The organism is Treponema sp. OMZ 790, from assembly GCF_024181285.1.
Lineage (GTDB): Bacteria > Spirochaetota > Spirochaetia > Treponematales > Treponemataceae > Treponema_B.
Genome location: NZ_CP051201.1, coordinates 2,137,048 through 2,160,848, shown reverse-complemented (window position 1 = coordinate 2,160,848; position 23,801 = coordinate 2,137,048). Strand labels below are relative to the sequence as shown.

Annotated in this window: 16 protein-coding genes; 14 read left to right on the top strand and 2 right to left on the bottom strand. The window is 36.2% G+C overall.

Annotated features, from left to right (window positions below; genetic code table 11):
* Positions 1-60: 60 nt before the first annotated feature.
* The 8 genes from E4O01_RS10320 (at position 61) to E4O01_RS10285 (ending at position 7,253) form a co-directional block, all read left to right on the top strand.
* A complete protein-coding gene (locus E4O01_RS10320; protein WP_253692110.1) occupies positions 61-1,050 on the top strand; it encodes a helix-turn-helix domain-containing protein in 990 nt (329 codons plus the stop codon).
* 50 nt (positions 1,051-1,100) lie between these two features.
* Complete coding sequence (locus tag E4O01_RS10315) at positions 1,101-1,694, top strand: MptD family putative ECF transporter S component (protein WP_253692109.1); 594 nt, start codon at positions 1,101-1,103, stop codon at positions 1,692-1,694.
* Positions 1,695-1,743: 49 nt separating this feature from the next.
* Positions 1,744-2,535 (top strand): energy-coupling factor transporter transmembrane component T family protein, encoded by a 792-nt coding sequence (locus E4O01_RS10310; RefSeq protein ID WP_253692108.1) that lies wholly within the window; start codon positions 1,744-1,746, stop codon positions 2,533-2,535.
* Positions 2,532-3,161, top strand: a complete 630-nt coding sequence (locus E4O01_RS10305) for an ABC transporter ATP-binding protein (RefSeq protein WP_253692107.1) — start codon at positions 2,532-2,534, stop codon at positions 3,159-3,161. Before E4O01_RS10310 ends, E4O01_RS10305 begins: the two co-directional genes overlap by 4 nt.
* A gap of 77 nt (positions 3,162-3,238) precedes the next feature.
* Positions 3,239-4,069 (top strand): ATP-binding cassette domain-containing protein, encoded by an 831-nt coding sequence (locus E4O01_RS10300; RefSeq protein ID WP_253692106.1) that lies wholly within the window; start codon positions 3,239-3,241, stop codon positions 4,067-4,069.
* 375 nt (positions 4,070-4,444) lie between these two features.
* A complete protein-coding gene (locus tag E4O01_RS10295) occupies positions 4,445-5,161 on the top strand; it encodes an energy-coupling factor transporter transmembrane component T family protein (RefSeq protein WP_253692105.1) in 717 nt (238 codons plus the stop codon).
* Positions 5,162-5,176: 15 nt separating this feature from the next.
* Complete coding sequence (locus tag E4O01_RS10290) at positions 5,177-6,652, top strand: ABC transporter ATP-binding protein (RefSeq protein WP_253692104.1); 1,476 nt, start codon at positions 5,177-5,179, stop codon at positions 6,650-6,652.
* A 4-nt stretch (positions 6,653-6,656) separates the two neighbouring features.
* On the top strand, positions 6,657-7,253 hold the full coding sequence (locus tag E4O01_RS10285; RefSeq protein WP_253692103.1) for an MptD family putative ECF transporter S component: 597 nt from the start codon (positions 6,657-6,659) through the stop codon (positions 7,251-7,253).
* Between the two features lie 157 nt (positions 7,254-7,410).
* Here E4O01_RS10285 and E4O01_RS10280 read toward each other — a convergent pair whose 3' ends face one another.
* Complete coding sequence (locus tag E4O01_RS10280; RefSeq protein ID WP_253692102.1) at positions 7,411-11,823, bottom strand: NACHT domain-containing protein; 4,413 nt, start codon at positions 11,821-11,823, stop codon at positions 7,411-7,413.
* A 255-nt stretch (positions 11,824-12,078) separates the two neighbouring features.
* On the opposite strand from E4O01_RS10280, the gene E4O01_RS10275 reads away from it, so the two are divergent.
* The 6 genes from E4O01_RS10275 to E4O01_RS10250 all read left to right on the top strand — a co-directional run bounded on the left by E4O01_RS10275 (position 12,079) and on the right by E4O01_RS10250 (position 22,697).
* On the top strand, positions 12,079-13,839 hold the full coding sequence (locus tag E4O01_RS10275) for an ABC transporter ATP-binding protein (RefSeq protein WP_253692101.1): 1,761 nt from the start codon (positions 12,079-12,081) through the stop codon (positions 13,837-13,839).
* Positions 13,833-15,578: an ABC transporter ATP-binding protein gene (locus tag E4O01_RS10270; RefSeq protein ID WP_253692100.1), complete on the top strand. Its 1,746-nt coding sequence runs from the start codon at positions 13,833-13,835 to the stop codon at positions 15,576-15,578. Before E4O01_RS10275 ends, E4O01_RS10270 begins: the two co-directional genes overlap by 7 nt.
* A 165-nt stretch (positions 15,579-15,743) precedes the next feature.
* Complete coding sequence (locus E4O01_RS10265) at positions 15,744-19,565, top strand: N-6 DNA methylase (RefSeq protein WP_253692099.1); 3,822 nt, start codon at positions 15,744-15,746, stop codon at positions 19,563-19,565.
* 41 nt (positions 19,566-19,606) lie between these two features.
* The gene (locus E4O01_RS10260; RefSeq protein ID WP_253692098.1) at positions 19,607-20,533 is read left to right on the top strand and encodes a GapS4a family protein; all 927 of its coding nucleotides are present in this window, start codon (positions 19,607-19,609) and stop codon (positions 20,531-20,533) included.
* A 2-nt stretch (positions 20,534-20,535) separates the two neighbouring features.
* Entirely contained in the window at positions 20,536-21,657 is a 1,122-nt protein-coding gene (locus E4O01_RS10255; protein WP_253692097.1) for a GapS4b family protein, read from the top strand.
* A gap of 2 nt (positions 21,658-21,659) precedes the next feature.
* Positions 21,660-22,697 (top strand): nucleoid-associated protein, encoded by a 1,038-nt coding sequence (locus tag E4O01_RS10250; RefSeq protein ID WP_253692096.1) that lies wholly within the window; start codon positions 21,660-21,662, stop codon positions 22,695-22,697.
* 4 nt (positions 22,698-22,701) lie between these two features.
* Here the strand turns inward: E4O01_RS10250 and E4O01_RS10245 are convergent, their stop codons facing one another.
* Complete coding sequence (locus E4O01_RS10245) at positions 22,702-23,643, bottom strand: helix-turn-helix domain-containing protein (protein WP_253692095.1); 942 nt, start codon at positions 23,641-23,643, stop codon at positions 22,702-22,704.
* Positions 23,644-23,801: the final 158 nt, after the last annotated feature.

Genomic DNA, 23,801 nt, shown 5'->3' with positions numbered 1-23,801 from the left:
TCCATCTCTTGTTTTTCCTTACTTTTTTACATATAATGATCTCTACATAAGGACTTTTCTATGCCCGCAAACGACTTTTTTCACCGCATTTACGGAAGCGGATATAAAAAAATAAAAGACTCACCAAACGCTTCTGTGTATGCATACGGTACGCAGGAGAAGGAAACGGCACAGATTATCCGATATACGCTTTTTTATGGTGTGGACGTTTTGTTTAATGATATTCATTTGAACACTGCTGAAACGGATGTGGAGCCGGAAGAGGGATTGGAAATAAATTATTGCAAGTATGGAGCTTTCAGCTGTACTATGCAAGACGGTACTCATGTACATCTATCGGCAGGAGATTTTTCAGCTCATTCCTTGCAAAACACGCATAAAAAATCGGCATTTCCTATAGGCTGTTATCAGGGAATTACCGTTTTAATTGCACCGTCTTTTTCCGCGCAAAAAAATCTTGCACCGTATTTTCCGCATATCGATTACACGAACGTTTTACAAAAACTCTATACGGAAGATACTCCGTTCTTATTAAAACACTCGGCATTTATGCAAAACAGTTTTGCAGGGCTTTACACCGTACCCGACAATATGATGCTGCCGTACTTAAAAATCAAAATGGCGGAATTACTGTCATATCTCGGTACACAAAATAACAACACTCCTCAGCAAAGAGAATTTTTTAATAAAACAAATTGCAGTATTGTAAAATCAATCCATCGCTTTATGGAAGCACATCCCGATATTCATCTTACTCACGATGAACTTGCCGAAAAATTCGGTATTGCAAAAACCACAATGAAGCGATGTTATAAAACGATTTACGGAAAAACCATCTATGCCGATTTAAAACATCTCCGCTTTACAAAGGCGGCGGAAGCCTTGCGTGATAGTTCGGCAACGATAACAGACATTGCTTTCCGCTGCGGGTATGCAAGTACGGCAAAGTTTTCCGATGCTTTCAAAAAAATATACCATCTTTCTCCGAGCGAATACCGTAAAATGTGCGTCCGAATGGGTAAAGACGGTCTGAACGGTAAAGACATTTAAGTTTGTTATTGCTAACATGCTTCCTACTCGAAAAGAGCTTTGGAGGTATTATGATGGATATATCAAAAAGATTAACGGTAAAAGATTTGGCAACCATAGGGATTTTTTCTGCCTTGATGATAGTTGTCTTTATTGCATTTTCCATAGTCACGGGCGCATCGCTTTTTTTTAATATGATATTTAATGCCGTGTTTACCGCATTGATTTTAGCACCTTTTTTTGTCTACATGACAATGAAGGTAGGAAAACCCGGCGTTGCTTTTATTTACAATTCGCTCCATGCAGCTATGGCTGGTGTGTTTATGGGTCCCTTTATGATTCCGTGGTTTTTGGCCGGAGGACTATTGGCGGAAGCAAGCATGATCGGCAAAGACAGTTATCGGAACATAAAACGGATAACGGCGGCATGGATTATTACTTCGTTTACGCGAGCTGCTCACGGAATGAGTGAAATTTGGTTTTTCAAAGATGTCTTTATCAAAACGGGCGTGTCTCCCGAACAGGTCGCCGTTCAAACAAAGTATTACACTTCCCTGCAATGGATTTTGATTTCACTTATCGCCACCATTATTGCTGCACTTATCGGCTGTTGGCTGGGAAACAAGCTGATGGCAAAACACTTTAAAAAAGCAGGATTATTATAAAATCCCCGTTGCAGGTTTTGCCATACAAAAAACAGAAATGGTGAAGAGTATGGACTTCCGCACAAAATTGATTGTATTGTCAGGCACGGTATTCCTATCCGCAACAGTGTCGAAAAATACCGTGTTCTGCATGCTGATAAGTTTCCTGCTGCTTTATATCGCTTTTCAAAAAGAATGGAAAACGGCTGTCCGCTGTAGTCTCCTTTTAAGTCTTGTGTTTGTGCTGCGCCTTTATTCGTGCGGAGGGTTTAATACCTGCCGTTTCTCGGCAACGCTTTGCGCCATAACAAAGGGTATTAAAGCCGACTGCAACCACCTTATGAGAACAACATACCTCGACGCTTGCGTCGGGGTTGTTGATTCAAAAGGCAATGGACTCGGCATACTTATCCCTGAGATGTTTCTTTTTATCATTACCAGAATGACGGCGGTTTTTATGTCTGCTCTTCCGATTGTAAAAACACAACCCGGAGAATTGCGGGCAATTTTTAAAAAATTGAATATTCACCGAAACTTTCATCTGCCGCTCATTTTTATGCTGAGGTTTTTTCCTACCGTAAAATATGAGTTCCGCGAAATTATCGAATCCTTACGCTTGCGCGGTATTTGTTCGTGGAAAAAACCGCTGACCGCTGTGGAATATCTTTTTGTGCCGATGATTTTTTCAGCGTCGAAAACTGCCGAAGAACTTGCAGCTGCGGCCGAGGTGCGGGGAATATCAGCGGAAGGAGATCATTCTTCACGGAGGCTTATTCAATTTAAAAAAAGCGATTGGCTTATCTCTATCATTACCGCTCTCTTTTGTGCAATATTGTATTATTGGGAACAGCTGCCAGTATGAGTAAAATCGAATTAAAAAATGTGAGCTACCGCTATATGTCCTCAGCAGATAACGGGCAAGAAAACAGTGTAGACTCCGTTACGCTTACAATCAATGAGGGGGAAGCGGTTGCTTTTATCGGTACTTCAGGCTGCGGGAAAACAACGCTTACGCGGCTTATCAACGGTCTCGCTTTTAGCTTTTTTAACGGCAAAGCGGAAGGCGCTCTTACCATAGACGGCGAAGATATACAAAGCAAAAAAATATATGAAATCGGCAAAAAAGTCGGCTCGGTATTCCAAAATCCGAAAAGTCAATTTTTCGCTTCGCTGGTAGAAGATGAAATTGCCTTTGCACTGGAAAATTTCGGTGTGGAACGGACGGAGATTGGAAAAAGAATAAAAACAGCTTTAACTGCCGTCAACGGGGAACACCTGCGGGGGAAAAATGTTTTTTGCCTTTCAAGCGGAGAGCGGCAAAAACTTGCAGCCGCTTCGATATATGCTTTTAACCAGCCGGTTTATGTGTTTGATGAGCCTTCAGCAAACCTCGATATGCAGAGCATTGAAGCCTTAAAACAAATTATGCTTGATTTAAAACAAACCGGAAAACGCTCATTGTTTCTGAACATCGGTTGTATTATCTGAAAGACATTATTGATGTGTATTATCTTATGCAAAACGGACGGCTTACTGCGCGATTCACAAAAGATGAATTCCTTGCATTGCCGCGACACGTTTTATGTGAATACGGCTTACGCGCAATTCACTTAGATAGCATACCTGTACAGGGATCGCCGTTTATCGATTCGGTTTCGTCTGCCGGAGTAAAACAATTCACAGAAAATCGGCAGAATACTGAACCTGTACAAAATACGCTTTCGGTTGTTAATCTTTCTTTCGGTTACGGTAAAACTTGTTTATTTCATAATTTGAATTATACATTTACAAGCGGACAGGTGTACGGAATTATCGGTATGAACGGCACCGGTAAAACAACTTTTGCAAAAATACTGTGCGGCCTTATAAGGCAAAAAAAGGGAACGGTTATCTTCAGCACAAAAAAACTGAGCGCGGTAAAACGGAAACGCTTGATATATTATCTTGCGAATAATGCCGATTCAAATCTTTTCGGAGTGTCCGCCATTGAAGAACTGAAATTGAATGCGCCGTTTGCAGAGCTGCACGCGGTACAAGTTCTTTTGGATGAATACCGGCTGCTTGAAAAAGCGGAGGCGCACCCTTTCAGTTTATCCGGCGGACAAAAACAGCGGCTCACCCTTGCAGCAGCCGAAATGCTGGATCGGGGCGTTTTCATTTTGGATGAACCGACAAGCGGCCTCGATGCAGCCAATATGCGGATTATTGCCAAGCGGACAGCGCAGCTCAAGCAACAGGGTAAAATAGTCATCATCATCTCCCATGATTATGAATTTTTACTGGCAAGCTGCGATACCATCCTTGCCATGAACAAAACCGGCTTTACTGCTTTGTGCCCTAAACACGACAAAGAGAAAATACTTGAACGGATGCGAGGAGAAACTGCCGCAAACTAAGGGCTCTTTCAACGCAGATGTCGGGTATGTTACCGTACGATAAGGAAAGAATGCTCGCCTTATTACAGAAGGTGTGAGAAATTTTAAAAAAAGATATATATTAATTATTACTTAGAATACAGTTATCTTCTCATCTCCCCTCATTTTCAGGCAAAATATATTGCTAACAGACAATAATCCGCCGTTTTTATAGCAGCGGAGGGCTTATTTTGCTATTATACGGAAAAATATGGCCGAGGAAAAACAGCAGGTGGTTTTTAATGGTTTTAGCAGCGTTCTGCATTTCAATATGTTAGCTAGTCCTAATTCAAAATAGCTCTTAAAAATGGTGGCACTGCACGTTGGAACAACCTGCGTGTGTAAAAGGAGCACGATATGAAAGAAAACAAAACCGCTGTTGATGTTAGAACTCTTCTTTTTTTAGACATAGTGATTATGGTTTTTATGCTGATTTCCGGAAAGGCGGAGGTAACGCTCAGCTCTTTTATCGTTGCGGCTGCGGTGCCGGTCATAACGGGATTATACGGTGTCTGGTTGTGCTACACTGTTTTGTTTGCAGTGCTTTTTTCCTATTATCAACTGATTTTGCATGTGCATGTTCCGATATTTCAATCCGCGATTTTTTCCGTTATCGGAATACTCGCTTTTATCGTGCAGCGGATTATTCCCTTTATGCTTTTGGGAACGGTAATTCAAAAGCATAAAAATATTTCGGAAATTACAATGGCGCTCGAACGTATGCGGCTGCCGCGAGGCATTATCCTCAGCATAGCGGTAATGTTCCGCTATTTTCCTGCAATAAAAGATGATTTTCTGGTTATTATCGATGCGATGAAACTGAAAGGTCTATACACCTCAAAACATGCAGCTATGCTCCATCCGATAAGGACGATGGAATTTATAATCGTGCCGATGTTGTTTAAAAGCCTAAAGACTGCGGAAGAGCTTTCCTGTGCAGCCTTGGTTAAGGGAATTGAAAACACCGATAAAAAAACATCGTACTTTGATGTCAAACTCCGGCCGGTAGATGCCGTGTTTTCGCTCGCTGCAATCATAGTGTTGACGGCAAGTATGTACGCAAAATTATTTTGAATGAGAGCCTCGCGTATGATCAACTTGAATGATGTAAGCTATCAGTATAACGGTGCGGCGGTGCAGGCAATTCAACATATATCTTTGTCCGTAAAAAAAGGAGAATTGGTTGTTATTACCGGAAAAAGCGGCTGCGGAAAAACAACGGTATTCCGCTGTGTGAATGGGCTGTGTCCCCGTTTTTATGAAGGGGAAATAACCGGAAGTCTTACATTAAACGGCAAAGTTCTTTCATCGATGCGTATATGCGATATATCAAACATTGCAGCGTCCGTCTTTCAAAATCCCGAAAACCAGTTTTTTACAACCGATGTACTTTCAGACCTTGTATATCCGTGCGAAAATTACGGTATAGAAAAAGAGGAAATACAAGAGCGGCTGAACCGTGTTACAAAACTGTTATCGCTGGAACCGCTTTTAAACAGAAAGCTTTCGGAACTCTCAGGAGGTGAAAAACAAAAGATTGCAATCGCTTCGGTTTTAATGTTGGACACGCGCGTTGTACTGATGGACGAGCCGTCTTCCAATCTTGACTATCGATCCGTTGAATTGCTTACACAAATACTTGCACAGCTAAAATCAAAAGGTTATACGATACTCATCATTGAGCACCGGCTGCATTATTTGGCAGAACTCTGCGACCGGCTCATCGTAATGGAGAACGGGTCTATAGTACGGGAATATGAAAAAGATTCGTTACGCACTATCGGTAATGATGAGCTCCACAAACAAGGTCTTCGCTGTTTGCATTTATTTCAAAACAACAGCAATACGCTTCCCGCTCTGCGGCGGCAGCATAAAGACGAAGCCTTGGTTGTACTGCACGATATTCATTTTGGATATCGGAAAAACACTGAGGTTTTAAAAGGAATACATCTTTCGATATATCCCGGAGACAAGATTGCTTTAATCGGTAAAAACGGCTGCGGAAAAACAACGCTGGGGAAAATCCTGTGCGGATTAAAAAAGGAACAGAACGGTACCTTTTTGTTGGACGGAAGAGCATTCCCTGCAAGGGTGCGCAGTAAGACCGCCGGTTACGTGATGCAAAATGTAGACTTTCAACTTTTCGGGTGCAGCGTATATGATGATTTACTGCTCGGTAACGAAGCACTGCCCGACAAAGAAAACCTAATACAAACAGTGCTTGAAAAGCTCAGTCTTTCGGCCTTGCAAGAACAACACCCGACAACACTGTCGATGGGACAAAAACAGCGCTTGGTAGTCGCCGCATCATTTTTGCAAAAGAAGCGGCTCACTATTTTTGACGAACCGACAAGCGGTTTGGATTACGGTAGTATGCAAAATGTCTGTGCGTTAATAGATTCGATAACGGGCAAGACAAACGCCTCCGTTATTATCACGCACGATTATGAATTCATTTTAAACACCTGCAATAGAGCGGTTCTTTTGGAAGACGGACGGATAGCCGAAGATTTTCAATTGAACGGCTCGATGCAGTTGGAATATATTTTTAAAGAGAGGTTATAAAGGTATGGAAACAAAAACCAATCACTGGAAAATCAGTTATTTTGTTTTAATCGGTTTAATGGCGGCGATTTATGCAGCCGTTATTTATGGAGTCGGAATATTGACAGCCGTTACTATCCCCGTTATGCATGTATTTGCGCCCGGTATGACGGGACTTTTGATGGGGCCTATTGTTCTTTTTGTTGTAAAGACTGTTCGGAGATTCGGCGTATTGACGCTGCTTGCCGGTTTGGGCGTTGCGCTTTTTACGCTGACCGGAATGGGAAGTATTAACTGTTTAATTTTTGTTGTCATTGCAGGTTTGATAGCCGATGTGATTATCGCAAAAACAGGATTCAAAACGCTTTCGGTCGGTATCGGTCACGGACTTACACAGGCTACATATTTTACCGGAGGCGTGTTCCCTTTCCTTTTCTTTTTGGAACGGGAATTGGCCAAGTGGCAGGAAATGGGTATGAGCCGAGAAGAGATACTTGAATATGTGAAATATTTTACCGGAACCTTCGCCGTTATCGGCATAGTATCCGCTATCGTTTTCGGTATTGCAGGCGTATATATCGGAAAGCTCATCTTAAAAAGGCATTTTAAGGATATGGAGTAGAGGATTGGAAAAGGGAAGAAAAGAAAGCCTGATAAAAAGCATACATCCTTGTATGCTTTTTATCTTATAGGGTATGTTTGTTTCAAGGCAAAATTAGCGTAAAACTTACAGTGCTGTAAAGGTACCAAGAGCAAATTTTACGACAAAATAAATCTGATTATTTATTTGAAAAGAGATATTGCATCATCTCTTTTTGAAAATTTTCTATAAATTGATAGTGTTTATTCTCCTCTTGTAATTTTTTTATTAGGTTATCTGTCCTTATTTTAAATACAAAAAAATTCCATTTTGTCAGGTGAAGTCGAATATTTCTACATGAAATACGGAACAAACATTGCCTTCTATCATTGCTTTCAGCAATAGAATAAGTAAATAGTGATATAAAAGCATTGAGTAATATAGTATTTTTCTTCATAAATCCAAAAGGTAAAACAAAATCAGACCATATATCTTGATCAATTGTTTTGCCTTTAAGATATTTATCAATTTCAATGTATATAGCTTTTTTATATCCTAATTTTGCTAAAAAAATGACGATATTCTCATTGGAAAGTTTCTTTTTCACTTCCTTAATAAGAATTTGCTTTTGTTCGCATGAAGCATATTTGATAATATAGTTTTCTATTTCTGCTTGACAATGATTATTTTTTTCATTTATTTGCTCAATATCCAGTAGCTGCATTTCAAGAATTGCTTTTACATATTGATTATTTTTACATTTTTTCCAAAAGATTGATAATACTGTATTCACAGTAGAACTAGAGTTCTTTTTTTTGTAATCAAGAATTTCATGTTTGGTTTTTGATAACAACAGACTTTCTATTTTATTCTTAAATCTATCGTTATCTATATTTTTTAATATAAAATCAATGCATTGGGCTGATATATGATCACTTTGTATTATATCTAAATTTTCTAAACAGTATTCTAACATATCATTATTAGTACATCTAAATACATTCGAAAGCCAATCATATATACTCGAGAATTTTCCGCAAGTAAAATCTGTAGTAATCCTCATTCCGGGAGAGAGTGAAAAATACCAGCATGAAATAAAACAAAAAACAAGAATATTTTTTGTATCAAACCAATTAGGGCATGTATTATTATAAATGCTTTGCAAGTAATAAATAAAAGGAGTAAGTAGCGGATGTTCTAGTTCTCTGTTAGTAAAATCAGAAATACTGCATATTTCCATAAATTCAGTTATTTCTTGTTTCATGCTCTTCTCTATTTTTTCGTATAAGAGCTTATGATTACGGATAAAGTTATTAGCCTCTTCATGTTTGTTGTTTTTTATATAAAGATAAAACATAAAACGCCAATAGTATTTATCTGCTTCAAACCATCTGTATATATATTTTTTTAAAGCTTCTCTATCTATCTTTTTATCATTATGCGATACATCGAATAAAAAATTTATTACAAATGATGAAAAGACCGGAGGTGTTTTGTAAGTATTTTTATTATCAAGTTCAATTTCATCATGTATATACTCAAGACATAAATATAAAAGTCTGCTTCTTTCTGTTTCATTAGGATGGAAAGCATTGTTCGTATCCAGAAATTCAAATACGCTATCTATTTCTGACAGTAATTTACCCTTATTGAGCATGACCTCTTCTTCTTGAGCTGTCATTTTTTCTATATTTAAGGTAAGTTGTTTTTGTTTTTCTTCTTTTTCCTTTCTAATAAACCGTTCTTGTTCAAACACATCAGATGTTTCATATATATTCTGTATATATGATGTTAATATATGAGTTTGAATTTTATCGTACATTATGGAATACACTACATCTTTGTAAATGCCTATAAAGTCTGGACAATTTAATGTTTCAAATAAAGTTATAGCTTGCTTTTGATCATTTATATCCAACAGTATGCTAAAAAGTTTTGGCATTAAGAATACATAATTTATTTTTCTTCCTACTATATCTTTACATAAGCGTTTGATATACCTTTTTTTTAAGGTATCGTTAATAGTATGTATGTTGTTTATATCAAAGGCATGAAATCTTGTGTCTAAAAGATATAGAAGTATTTTGTATGTTATATCAAAATCATATTCTTCTAGAATATTAGCAACTTCCTTAAAATTCTGATATAAAATTTTTATGACATCACTATATTCAAGATTAGTTGTTGTATAAGTTTCTATTTTATTTTCAGCCATAAAAGAAAATATGTCTATGATTATTTTGGGAGTTAATTTTGTATTTTCTAAATTATGTTTTAAATAAAATAAATCATAATTGTTTGACAGCATCGGAGTGTTATAAGTATCATCTAGTTCAGTAGGCACGGGAGATGCAATAGGTGTATCCATGGCTTCCATTTTTAATAGATAGGTTATAACAGGATATAATAATACATTTATATTTGGATTTTCTTGAAATTCATTATACATTTTCAACTTAAATGAAAATTCTTTTTCGCCGGTTATCGGAGATTCTAAACTATTGAAGTCGGTACTGACAGTCTTAAAAAAATCATTCCAATGTTCCAAATTCCAGTTTTTTGTCCAGTCATAAGCTGAATACAAATATAAAATACTATCTACTGATAACAGCCCTGATAATTTTTTAGCGAGAGGATTATTTAAAAAGAATTGAAATAATGGTATGGTAATATCTTTTATTTTATTTTGCTGCGAAGCATTCCATATTTTTTGATCATAAACTCCAAGTAGAATAATTGCATTTGCAAAATTCATCAAGGTATTTTGATGAGGTTTTTTCAAGAAATTTTGAATTTTTTCAATATGCAATGCGCAAGCTTTTTCATAGTAACTTTCAGGTAAAAGCATCATCATCTTGCTTGACAAAGATGGTATGTTTGCGAGTAAATCGGCACTTTGATAAAATCGTGTATAATATATGTGTTTTTTATTTTCATCATAGTAATTAAGTATCGAAATATAATATTTATACCGTTCTATAGACGGCAAAAGTTCAAAATCTGTGAGCAAGATATAACACGGACTGAGCTTCTCTAAATCAATGCAAATTTTTTTATATACTTTTGATTTTCTATCAAGAATATTTAAAAACAGCATAAATATATTCAAATGTCGCACATTGATATCTTTTCCGCCATTAATAAAAAATATCTTTTTAATATCTGAATATGATTTTAGTTCAAAAAAACATGCCGTAAAATATTCAAAATAAAATGCAGAAATGAATGTTATTGTATTATCATCAGTATAATGAAGTAGAGATGATTGAATAAGATAGAGATATTCATCTTCAGTAAAATATTCCATTATATTTTGTTTTGATAGAATTAATTTTGATTTACAAAATAATTGGTAACATAATTTTTGTAATTTTTTTGCTAGATGCTCAATATTTATTTTTGATTTTCTGTTCATCCGTTTTGGGATTTTTTCAGCTTCATCAAATTTTTCTTTATCGGTTTCCAATTGGTTAAAAACAAATGATTTGTAGAATTCAACCGAAGAATTAAATTTTTGATCGTTGTGTTCTATAAAATAATTTCTATACAACGGGATAGTTAATAAATCTCGTACAGGTGAATCGTTATACTTTTTCATTAAGTATGCTAACTTTTCATCGAAACGGTCATTATATGGGGTTAATATTAAACTCTGATTATTTTTTACAGCATTTGAAATCTCGATATTGAAGGCCCCATCTCTACCGGCAATGATAAAGCGTATATTCTGATATTCGTTGAGAGCAACATGTATTTTATGACTGAGAGTTATTTTATTTTCTTCCGATATTTCATCTAATCCGTCTAGAAAAATTAGAAAAATATTTTTTTTATTTGGAATTTTAAAATTTTCATCAGGAAAGTCTTTAAGATCGAAAAAAAGAGGTAATGCTTTAAAATTTAAATCCTTTTCTGCACAGTTTAATAATGTATTATGGGCTTGCTTCATTAAAAAAGTTTTCCCGATTCCGCATTGCCCTTTTAGAAAAAAATGAGGTAAATTTGAGAATCCTATAGTTTTAAACTGTGAAATTAAATATTCTCCGACAGGGTCTTTCGTTATTAGAATAGTATCTGTGTTTTCTATCATGAGTTTTGAAGTATAAATTTCATTGTTAGTAGTTTGTATAGTTTTTTCATGTAAACGGAGTTTATCTTTTACAAAGTCGAAACACTCAATGGAAAGTCTTAATAAATAATCAACTTTTCTCTCATCATCTTGAGAAGTAATAGCTTTAATTTTTGTAACCAAATCCTCTAATGAAAAAATATGTAATTTTATATTGCTTGTTTTCTCATATTTTACCTTGTCAAGTTCACTGATTGCTTGATTTGAAAAGAAAAACAGCTCTTTTTCATTTAAAGTTTTCTTTAATTCATCTTTAATTTTGCTGCTATATTCTTTTTGAATAGAACATGCCATTCTCGCGTTCTTATTGGCATCAAATCCGTCCCGGCCTCCATCGCTCGTTCCTTTTCCGCCAGCAGGTGCTGAGAAATGATAATCGGGTAAGATTATTCTTACGATAATATGACAAAATTCCTCAAAAATAGTTGATCCATCATGTCTTGTGTTTAAATCTTCTAATGCCTTTCTATAAAATGTTTCCATTGTTTTTTCTACCTAAACTCGCTTATTATAGTATATTTGAAAAAAAATAGCAATCTCCCATGTAAGATTCATAAAGTCTTAAATAAAAAGGATAAAATTGCTAAGTGCGTAAGTGTCAAGCACTCACAAGAATAATGTCAATAACTGATGTAATAATTTATTCCACTCTATCACTCTCAGCCAAAATATATTGCTATCGGACAAACTTTTACCGGTTTTGCAGACAGCTTCTTTAAAAAGATATATAAACAAACCATGAGATTTAAAGATTTTATTGTGCCGAATATTCCCGCGTATACGGTGTCCGTAAGTCTTGCGGTGCTGGGGGTCGGCTGCGGGATGGTGCCGTATATCACGGTGCACCGTCTTCTTATGCGTTTGGCAAAAGGCGGAACTTCTCTTGCAGAAGTGTCGGCTTATGTAGGCGTTATCATTGCAGCCTTTGCTTTTCAACTGGTGCTGCACAGCATATCGACGGCGATTTCGCACAAGACAGCCTTTTCCGTTTTGGAAAAAATAAGGCTTGCTCTTACCGAAAAGATGATAAAGATGCCGCTGGGTTTTACGCGGAACAAGGGTGCAGGCTATTTTCATGGAATGCTCATCGATAGTATTGAACGGCTTGAATTTCCGCTTGCACACGCACTGCCTGAAACCACCTCGAATATCCTCATCCCTTTAAGCATTACAGCGATGCTTTTTGCAGCGGATTGGCGGCTTGCTCTTTCCGTTTTGGTACCTGCTGCAGCAACCTTGGTTTTTTATCTTCCGATGTATATCGGCATTATGAACGATTTTGCCAACACCTATTATGCCACCCTCGAAAACATGAACGGCAGGGTTATCGAATATATCCGCGGGAATAAGGAAATCAAAATATTCGGCACCGAAGCAAAGGCCTATTCTCAGTTTGAAGATTCCATCGACAATTACGAAAGGTCAACCTTAAAGCTGTACAACAAAATGTATTTTGTAAGCGCTCCCGCCTTTGTACTCTTGTCGTCGATTACGGTGAGCGTGCTTTCAGTCGGCGGACTGCTTTTTACTTCCGGTTTGATTGAAGCGCCGCTCTATCTTTTTGCCGTCATCATTGCAGAGGGCTTGGGAGTTTCGCTTTTAAAGTTCACCGAATTTATGGACAACTTTTATCACATAAGAAACGGTAAAAAGCTGATTGAAGAAGTGCTGTCCGCTCCCGAATTGGAAGAAACTGCCGCAGCAGCTGCTCTGCATATTCCGAATAACCAAATTGTGTTTCATAATGTGTGCTTTTCATACAATGAAATTACGGCTGCCGATAAAACCGGCAATGCGAACAATGCTCCTAAGGGGAATGTGCTTCACGATGTATCGCTAACTTTTAAAGAGGGGGAAAAGACGGCGATTGTCGGGCACTCCGGTTCGGGTAAGTCAACAATAGCCAATTTGATTGCCCGCTTTTGGGATGTTTCAAAGGGGTCTATCACAATCGGCGGAATCGATTACAAAGATATGACTCTTGCTCAATTAATGGAACATGTCAACTATGTTACGCAGGACACTTTTTTATTCAACATGAGTATTTTGGAAAATATCCGAATGGGTAAGCCCGCCGCCTCCGATGAAGAAGTAAAAGAAGCTGCCCGTCTTGCACAGTGTTCGGATTTTATCGAACGGCTTGAAAAGGGCTGGAACACTTATGCGGGCAATGAAGGAACAAAACTGTCCGGCGGGCAGCGGCAGCGCATTATCATTGCCCGTGCGATTTTGCGGAATGCACCGGTACTTATCTTAGATGAAGCGACTACTCACACCGATGCGGAAAACCGCCGGCAGCTTCAGCTTTCATTACAGGAACTGTGTAAAAATAAAACCGTCATCACGATAGACCACAACCTTTCCACCGTCAAAGAAAGTGATTCAATCATCGTTATGGAAAATGGACGGGTAGAGGCTCAAGGTACACATACAGAATTATTAAAAAATTCGGCAGTGTATAAGAAGCTTTATCAAGGACAGGGAGGAAATTTATGTTAAAAACGGTGCGAGCTTTTTTGGCCCTTATGCAAAATCAAAAAAAGGAAATTGTTTTTTCCGTTGTATTAAGTTTTATCGACGGCTTTTTTATTATGATACCTTTTATCATCGCCTTTAAAATCGTAAACGCCGTACCGCTTTTTAATCCCGCCGCTTCGGGAACGCTTGATGTCCGCACTATGTACCGGTACATCGGCATTATGGCGGCAGCGGTGTTTATCAGAATTGTACTGCGTTACTTTACGCTCTATTTCCGCGGCGGGGCAGGTTATAAGGCAATGTGCCGCGAGCGTAAAAACTTAGGAACACGATTACGCAAGGTATCGCTCGGCTTTCTCAATGAAAAAAACACGGGCGACTTGGTTTCGACCATTACTTCCGATGCGGCGTTTTTGGAAATTGAAGGCATGGTCGTTATCGAAAAAATCGCCGTGGGTATTCCTGTTTTTGCTATCGGACTTACTGTCTTGCTTGTCTTCGATTACCGCATCTTTTTGCTCACCGCTTTTTTGTTTATTCCGGTATGGTACATGTACAAAAAATTATCTACATTGCAAGACAGATTAAAAATAAACCGGCAGGACTTTATCGGAAAAGTTACCGCCGATATTGTTGAATTTATCAACGGGATCCATGTGCTTAAAATATACAACATGGCGGAAAAGCGGTTTTCAAAAACGGCTGAAGCGGTAAAGAATTTACGGGATTTTTCCATCCGCGCGGAACTCGCTCATATTCCTGTCGGTTCTCTTTTTCAGTTTTGCTTACGGCTTGTTACGGCGGGAATAGTTTTTTCTTCCGCCCTGCTTTTTTTACGGGGAACACTTTCTTTTGCGCACATCTTTTTGTTGATGACTGCCTCTTTCGGTTTATTCAGCGGTATTGAAGCGATGGGGATTTTCAGTATCTTTTCTAAAATGACTCAGCAGTCAATCGACCGTATGAATGCCATCAAAGCGGTTCCGGAAATGCAAAACCTTTCAGGGAACCTGCTGCTCGATCTTCAAAAACAGCACACCTTCGATATTCAATTTGAAGATGTTTCTTTTGCCTACGCCGAAAAAGAGGTGCTGCACAATATCAGCTTTTCAGTTCCAGAAAAAACGGTAACCGCTCTTGCAGGCCTTTCGGGGAGCGGCAAGACGACTATTGTGAATCTGCTTGCCCGTTTTTGGGATATAAAAAAGGGGCAAATCAGTATCGGCGGCACCGATATTAAAGAACTCAATTACGAAAACCTTTTGCACAATATCAGCTTTGTGTTTCAGGATGTGTTTTTATTTAACGACACGATATTGAATAATATCAAACTCGGCCGGGAAGACGCTTCTTTGGAGGAAGTGTATCAGGCGGCTGAGCGTGCCGGCTGCACCGATTTTATTATGCAAAGTGAAAAGGGCTACGATACGGTTATCGGAGAGGCGGGCTTGAGGCTTTCGGGCGGAGAAAAACAGCGCATTTCGATTGCCCGTGCCTTTCTTAAAAACGCCCCGATTGTGCTCTTGGACGAGGTTACCGCCAATGTCGATGCCGAAAACGAAGCCAAAATACAAGCAGCCTTACAGGAACTGCTCAAAGATAAAACCGTCATCATGATTGCCCACAAGCTGACAAGTCTCCGCAACGCCGGCCAAATTTTGGTTATCGAAAACGGGCACATCGCCCAGTGCGGCACACATGGGGAACTGATAAAAGAAGAAGGCCTATATAGAAAATTGTGGGAAGAATCCAATAACTGACGGCCGTTCTTTGTTTGTAAGGAGTCCGGGAAAACCGGTATTTCTTTCTATAAATTAATTACTATCAAAATCGCACATCTGCACATCATGCCCTCTTTGTTTTTTTGCATAAAACGGGTATAATAAAACCGTTGGGTATTTTAAGAGAATTTAGGGCATAGGCAGATGATAACAAAAACAAACTTTCAGCAAGTATTAAAGAAACTAAGGTTTATTCAATCGGATGTAATATTTTCAAAGCATTTTGAACAACATAATTGTGATATTCAAGTCGATTTTTCCAAAGAAATAATCATCTATCCTCCTGAAATAGACACCGGTGCAAATACAACGACGAATTTCAGCCAAAATGAGAATTTTGTCGTGCTTGAATGTGTGTGCCGTCTGCTTGAAAAGGGGTATAAACCTTGCGATATGGAGCTTGAACCGCTTTGGAAGCTCGGACATTCGGGCAAAAGCGGAAGGGCGGATATCTGGGTCAGGACAATAGATCAGGATGGAGCAAAAAAATCTCTTTTAATTATTGAATGTAAAACGCAAGGGGACGAATTTAATCATGCGTGGGAGACAACTTTAAAAGATGGCGCTCAGCTTTTCAGTTACTTTCAGCAAGAGCGGGCAACAAGTTTTCTCTGTCTTTATACAAGTGGTTTTGCAGACGGTAAAATACAAACCGAATATCATCTGATAAAGGTAAAAGATAATGAAAAACTTTTAGAAACTTTGGAAAATCCCAAAAGCTATGCAAAGGCTGGAAACAACAAAGAGCTTTTTGATGTATGGAAAGAAACATATAAAAAAGACTTTTCTTCCGTAGGGCTTTTTGAAGATGATATGCAAGCGTATAACATAGGTAAGAAAAATTACACCGCTCGAGATTTAAAAGAAATTGATTACGCTTCAATGCAGAAAAAATATCACGAATTTGCAAAAATTTTACGGCAGCATAATGTATCGGGCAGAGAAAATGCTTTTGACAAATTAGTCAATTTATTTTTAGCAAAGGTTGTTGATGAAAAAGAAAATTCCAAACAACTCGCTTTTCATTGGAAAGGCGCTGCCTATGATGATTATTTTAGCTTACAAGACCGCCTGCAAAAATTATATAAGATAGGTATGGAGCAGTTTTTATCGGAAGATGTTATCTACATTGATAATGATGATATATACAATGCATTTTATCTTTTTAAAAATGATCCCGATGCTACCCGCGATACCGTTTTAAAATATTTTAAGCAATTAAAGTTTTTTACAAACAGCGACTTTTCTTTTATCGAAGTACATAATGAAAATCTTTTCCGCCAAAATGCGGTTATCCTCTTAAAAGTAGTGCAAATGCTTGAAAATATTAAATTAAAAACGGAGGAACAAAATCAGTTTTTAGGCGATTTATTTGAAGGTTTTTTAAATCAGGGAGTAAAGCAAAGTGAAGGGCAGTTTTTTACCCCTCAGCCGCTTGTGCGCTTTATCGTTTCATCTTTGCCCTTACAAACGATGATAAACAGAACGGAACAAGCGCCCCGTGTTATTGATTATGCCTGCGGAGCGGGGCATTTTTTAAATGAATACGCTCAGCAGATTAAAAGATTTGTCGAAAAGAAACATTTAAAGAAATATTATTCGGCAATTACCGGTATCGAAAAAGAATACCGTCTTTCTAAGGTTTCTAAAGTTGCTGCGTTTATGTACGGGCAGGATGATATAAATATTATCTATGCCGATGCTCTTTCACGTATAACCGGCAAAAAGAGCGTCAAAGATAACAGTTATTCCATTTTAGTTTCTAATCCGCCGTACAGCGTAAAAGGATTTTTAGAAACCTTAAACGCTGCCGATAAAAAACGCTTTCGTTTAACGGAATTCGTAAACGATACGGTTAAAAATAATGCCATAGAAACGTTTTTCATAGAACGTGCGGCACAGCTTTTGTGTGATGAAGGCATTGCAGCTCTTATTCTTCCCTCTAGTATTTTAAGTAACGGCGGTATGTATATTAAATGCCGTGAAATTATTTTGTGTACGTTTGATATTATCGCTATTGCGGAATTCGGTTCGGGAACATTCGGTCAAACAGGTACAAATACGGTAACACTTTTTTTGCGTAAAAAGAAAACACATCCGGTACTTGATGACCATTATAAAAACCGCATACACAGCTGGTTTCATAATGATACACGTAAAGATATTGTCTTTGAAGATTATCATCTATTTGAATCCTATTGTACGCATATAGGCGTAAAGCCGGAAGATTATAAGGCTCTTTTTACCTATACCGCTGATTGGAAAAAAGTATTAGGCTCTTATGAAATATTTAAGGAGTATATTACAGAGTTTTCAAATGATGCCAAAGCAAAAGCTATTCAAAAAAAGAAGATAAGCGGCAAATATACAAAAGAAATGCAAAGCGATGAGCTTGAAAAACATATTTATTATTCGGTTTGTCAAATTGAACAGGAAAAGCTTTTGTTTTTTTGTTTGGCTATGACGAACGGGCAAGAGGTGGCGGTGATACGATCGCCTGCCGCAAGTAAAGAAATGAAAGCTTTTTTAGGCTACGAATGGAGCGGTGCAAAGGGTAATGAGGGGATAAAATATCTCGGCATTACTAATGAAAAAGAAGATGACGAGCTTGCACATAATAAGGGCATACAGCATATTAGAACACCGCTTTTTAATCCTTCCGACTTGGAGGACACCGCAAAACTGAATACGCTTATCCGTACCGCTTTTGAAAAAAAACCTGTAATAATCCCGGATAATCTAAAAGAATTTGCTTCGCTCATCCCTTTACACTTTATGCTTGATTTTAACCGAGTAAAGTTTGATAAAGCGCTTAAACTCACCGCAGATAAAAAAATTGAAATAAAGAGTAAGTATCCGCTGGTAAAGTTGGGAGAAATTGTCAGTATTATACGAGGAGTTACTTTTGATAAAAAATATCAAACACAAGAGAAAACAAAAAATATTGTTCTAACAGCAGATAATATTACGCTTGAAGGGCAATTTGAAATAATAAAAGAAATATTTGTATCTGATATGGTTTCATTTGATAAAGAAAAACAATTAAAAAAAAATGATTGCTTTATGTGTTTTTCAAGTGGCAGTAAACAACATGTTGGAAAGATTGCATTTATTAAAGAAAATCAATCTTATTATGCAGGCGGCTTCATGGGGATTTTAAGAGTTTTTGATAAAAATTTGCTTCCGCAATTTTTATATGAAACGCTAAATACTGAAACGATGCGCGACGCAATTCGTTCTCAAAGTAGTGGTACAAATATTCAGAATCTTTCCAATAATATTGCAGAATTTCAAATCCCTCTTCCGCCGCTTGCTATCCAACAACAAATTGTTGCTGAATGTGAAAAAGTTGATGAAGAATACAGTGTTGCTCAACACACTATTGAAGAAAACAAACGGAATATTGAAAAAATGATGAGTGAAGTAAAAGGAGAAATAGCTCAGTTAAAAAGGATTGCCCCATATACAACTAACAGGATACAATTCTCAGCAATCACTTTAGAAGATTATATTAGTACAGATAATATGTTACAGAATTGTGATGGTGTTTGTGTATATAATGGCGTGCCTAATATAGATAGCGTAATTGAATATGCAGAAAATGATATTTTAGTTTCTAATATTCGACCCTATCTTAAAAAAATTTGGTTTTCGAATAAAAAAGGAGGCTGCTCCCCAGATGTACTGGTTTTCCGCCCAATTTCAGGAATAAATGCACGTTATATATATTATGCTATGAAGCAGAACACATTTTTTGAATACATTATGAAAAATGTACGAGGAGTAAAAATGCCTAGAGGAGATAAAAATCATATTTTAAATTTTTCAATCTCTGTACCTTCGCTTGAGGAGCAGCAGCGCATTGTACAAGAAATAGAAAACTACGAAACCGCTATCACTGCTGCAAAATCGGTACTGTCCGCTTGTGCAGACAAGAAAAAAATGATATTGGAGAAGTGGTTGTAGAATAATCAGATAATTTTAAATTATATAAGGAGATATAAAACATGGGAGAATGGTCAAAGAAAATCGGAGAATATGGAGAGAATCTGGTAGAAAAAATTTTATCTGTTGTGGGATGGGCTGATTTACAGAAAGGTATTGAAATAAAGTGTTCAAATGAAGAACATACTAATACAAAAGGTAAGCCATCGAAAACGCATGGAATAGATTTTTTATATTCATACATGAGTCCTCTTGTTGATGGACAACTAAATAATATCATTATATCATCTAAATTTCAAACAAAAAAATATCCAAATAGTCCAACAACGAAATTTAAAGATTTTATGAAAGATTTAATATATACTATCGACTGTTTTGATAACTCTACTCAAAAGGAAAATATCATACAAAGGTTTAACTTTACTTCTGTGAATAATGTTGGTGTATTGTTTTGGTTAAATAATGATGAATCAAGCACCGATGATCTAATTGCGAAAGTTGCTACAGCAAGACTAGATGTTATTAGAGATAACATCATTTATATTATCGATAATAAGCGAGCTTGTTTTATATTAACTGTAATGAGTTTTGTAAAAAGTAATTCAAAATATAAATACTCATTTTGGTATCCTTCAACAGGGCGGAATGTGAATCCTCAAGAAAGACCTGATACTGGAACTTTTCTTCCTGTTGAATACCTTAATTCAAGTATTATTCCAATAAAATTAGAAAATAAAGACAATCATAAGGAAACCTGTCTACTCTTAGCGAGTATAGATAACTTTGAAACCGATGAATGTATACGCTTAATGGGTTTAGCAAAGGATATTTCAAAAAATCTAGTTGGAGAAGTGATTCTTGCATTTCCTGATTATAATGAATTAAAACATAAAAATGATAGTAATCAGGCAAAACAATCATTTCAAGATAAAATTTTTACTGATACAGTAAAAGTAAAAAATTATAAAGATATTTTAGGAGGCTTTTAATTATGAACATACAACATAAAGATATAAAAAAATTTATCCCTTATGGAGAAATGTTACGCGGATATGCAAATCAGAATGTAATATCAAAAGCAGATATACACAGAATATTAAAAGAAAGAGGCATTTTCGCTTTAAATCAAGAAAAAGTATACACCGTACCTATTTTACAGACCTTATTATTATCTCCAAAAGAATTTGAAGAAGTACGGCATTCTTTTTCTGAAAAAGAAGACAATGAAAAAACTATATCAAGAGAAATAGCATGGGGTTCGGGCGACTCAATATTTATTCAGGATATTTTATCAGTTAATGAAGATGATTTTATAAGAAAATATTTGCCTACTTGTGAACTTGAACGTCCTATACATTTTACAAGAATAAATGATAATCCAAATTATCTCACTGCGGACTTTATGCTTATAAGACATGATAGAAATAAATCTTGGTTTGAGCAAACAAATAAATTCCCGGGGAAAATAGAAATTATTAATGAACAAGGCAAGGGGCATATCAGAATAACCTATACATCACCTGAAACAAAAGATTTGGCAGAACAAATTGTAAAATCACAAGTCAAAAAATACAAACAAAAAGGTCTTATTTCTGAAAATGAAAAGTTAAAGAGGATTATTTTTTCAGAATTTACCAATGAAAGTAGATTTATTTTTTTCTATAGATTAACAACTCAATTAGATACAGATTATTTTATTTGTAAAAATATAAAAGATATATCCATTAAACCTGAAGAAGATATGCCTCTACCTGATGAAATCAAATGGATGGATAATATGAAAAAAATATTATTGTCAGGTGATAATTTAGATAAGAAATTTTTTATGAAAGATCCAAAATATCATAAATCAATTCTTTTATGGAGTGTTGAGGCAACATTTTCATATTCCTATAAAGCTTCAAAGGGAGAAATGAGTTTGAATTTAGGATTTCCTGATTTTACTTCGAAAATTGGTAATGCAGAATTTGAAATAAATATATCACAATTCAATACCGAAAAAAGGGTTGATGTAAAGACAAAGAAAAAATTAAAATCTCAATTATTATCTGAGATGGATAAACAAAAGACTGTTGTGTACAATAAATTCTTAGAAGATATAAAGGAAAAATAATTGTGATAACATATTTAGATGCATATATATCGACAAATTCTCTTCATTTTGTAGGAAACAAAATTGCTAATGAAGGTATTTCATTGTCAAAAAACACCATCGTAATTGACCATAAGTTAGAACAGAATTTAATATCCTACTTCCTCACCCCTTTCACTTCTGAGGAATTTTATCAGTTTTACCATGAAAGTGATTTAGCTTTGAATGAAGTATATACTTATGTTTCAAAAATTTTTGATAATCAGGAAGAACTTTACGAACAATCCAAAAATTTGGCTCGCCACCTCTACGAACAAAGTACTCACCCTAAAATTAAGGGTGGAGAATTTTATATTGTCTATTTCAAGGACTGTATTTTAGACGGCGAAAAACTCGATGCAGTAGGTTTATTTAAATCTGAAAATAAAGACACCTTTTTAAAAGTTTTGCAGGAAAACGGTAATTTTAACTTACGAAGCGAAAAGGGTATCAATATTAAAAAACTGGATAAGGGTTGTCTCATTTTTAACAAAGAACAAAAAAATGGTTATGTAGTTGCTATAGTAGATAATGTTGGAAAAAGCGTTGAAGCTCGTTATTGGCTTGAAGACTTCCTTCATGTCCGTCTCCGAAAAAATGAGTATACCAATACTCAGAATTTTATAACCTTAGCAAAAAACTTCGTTACACAAGAGTTGCCAAAAGAAGGTAAGTTTTCAAAAACCGATCAAATCGATATTTTAAATAAATCTTTGGATTTTTTTAAGGATAAAGATGAATTTGATATTGACGACTTTACCGATGAAGTTATGACTGAACCAGAGACCATCGAAAAATTCAGGCAGTATAGGCAACGCTATGAAGATGAAACAGGCATTTCAATAGATGATAACTTTCCTGTTTCCGAAGCAGCGCGAAAAAAACAACAACGGTCATTCAGGCGGGTTATTCAACTGGATAAAAAAATAAAAATCGTTATCGATGGCAACACTCAAAACATTGAACAAGGAACAGACAAAAAAGGTAAGTTCTACAAACTGTATTACACCGAAGAAAATTAACCTTTCACCTCATCCTATATTCATTCGGAAGCATGCCTGTGTACTTTTCAAAGCAGGCGGAAAAATATCCGGTGCTGCGGTAGCCGAGACTTTGGGCGATGTTTGCAACATACATATTAGTATTTAAAAGCAGGGAGCAGGCTTTTTCCATCTTTTTATTAACAAGATAATCGGTAAGCGAGAAACCGGTAACGGCTTTAAAAACATATTTAAATTTTGAAGGACTCATACACGACATTTTTGCAAGCGTTTCAAGCGGAAGTCTTTTGTGTAAGTTTTTATTTATGAACTCAATCGTTTGCATAATAGCTGCATGGTCGGCTGAAAAAACGGAGTGTTCCGCTTTTTGTATGTTTTCGGTTCTTCGTAAAAGAAGGGCGGCAATTTCGTCAATTTTGCTTTTAAAAAAAAGTTTTGCACTCGCTTCGGTTCCTGAAAATTTCCGTATCTGATTCAATATAAAAGAAATTTCAGGGATATAGTTTTCTTTCGGCAAGAGAGAAATTTTTGTACAAAAATTTTCTTCAGTAATGCCGAAGGTGTTTTTTAAATATGCACCGTAATATTCGGGTTTTAATTGAAGCCCGATAATAGATGCAGGGGTTTCCTTTTTTATAACATACTGAACCGTTTTAACATTAGTGTAATGTTGAATGTATTGCATTCCGGCATATACCCTTCCTGCAGGATATTTTTTGTCGGAAGCAATAGAATCATATTGTTGAAGATAAATACCTTCATCCGATGGTACCGTATATTTAAAATCCTCATAGTAAATATGATCGGCAATACAAATATGTGCATAAGAGCTTACATCATAAATAGCAGAATAGCCTTTTCCTATTTCGGAAGAAAATGCATAGGTTTTAAAATGCGGATACGGATTATCTTTTTTTACGATATCAGAATTAGTATGGTTTAAAAAAGCGTAATAACTTTTTTGCATAATTTAACACTCCACTTATTAGTATACAATAAAAATAAATTTTAAGCTATAGCTTACATTTTGCGTATTTTATATTTACCTTAGAATTCTCCAAGACATATACATTGTTCTACTTCTCCCTACTTTACACAAGCCCTTAAAAGTGCTAGGCTGTTCAT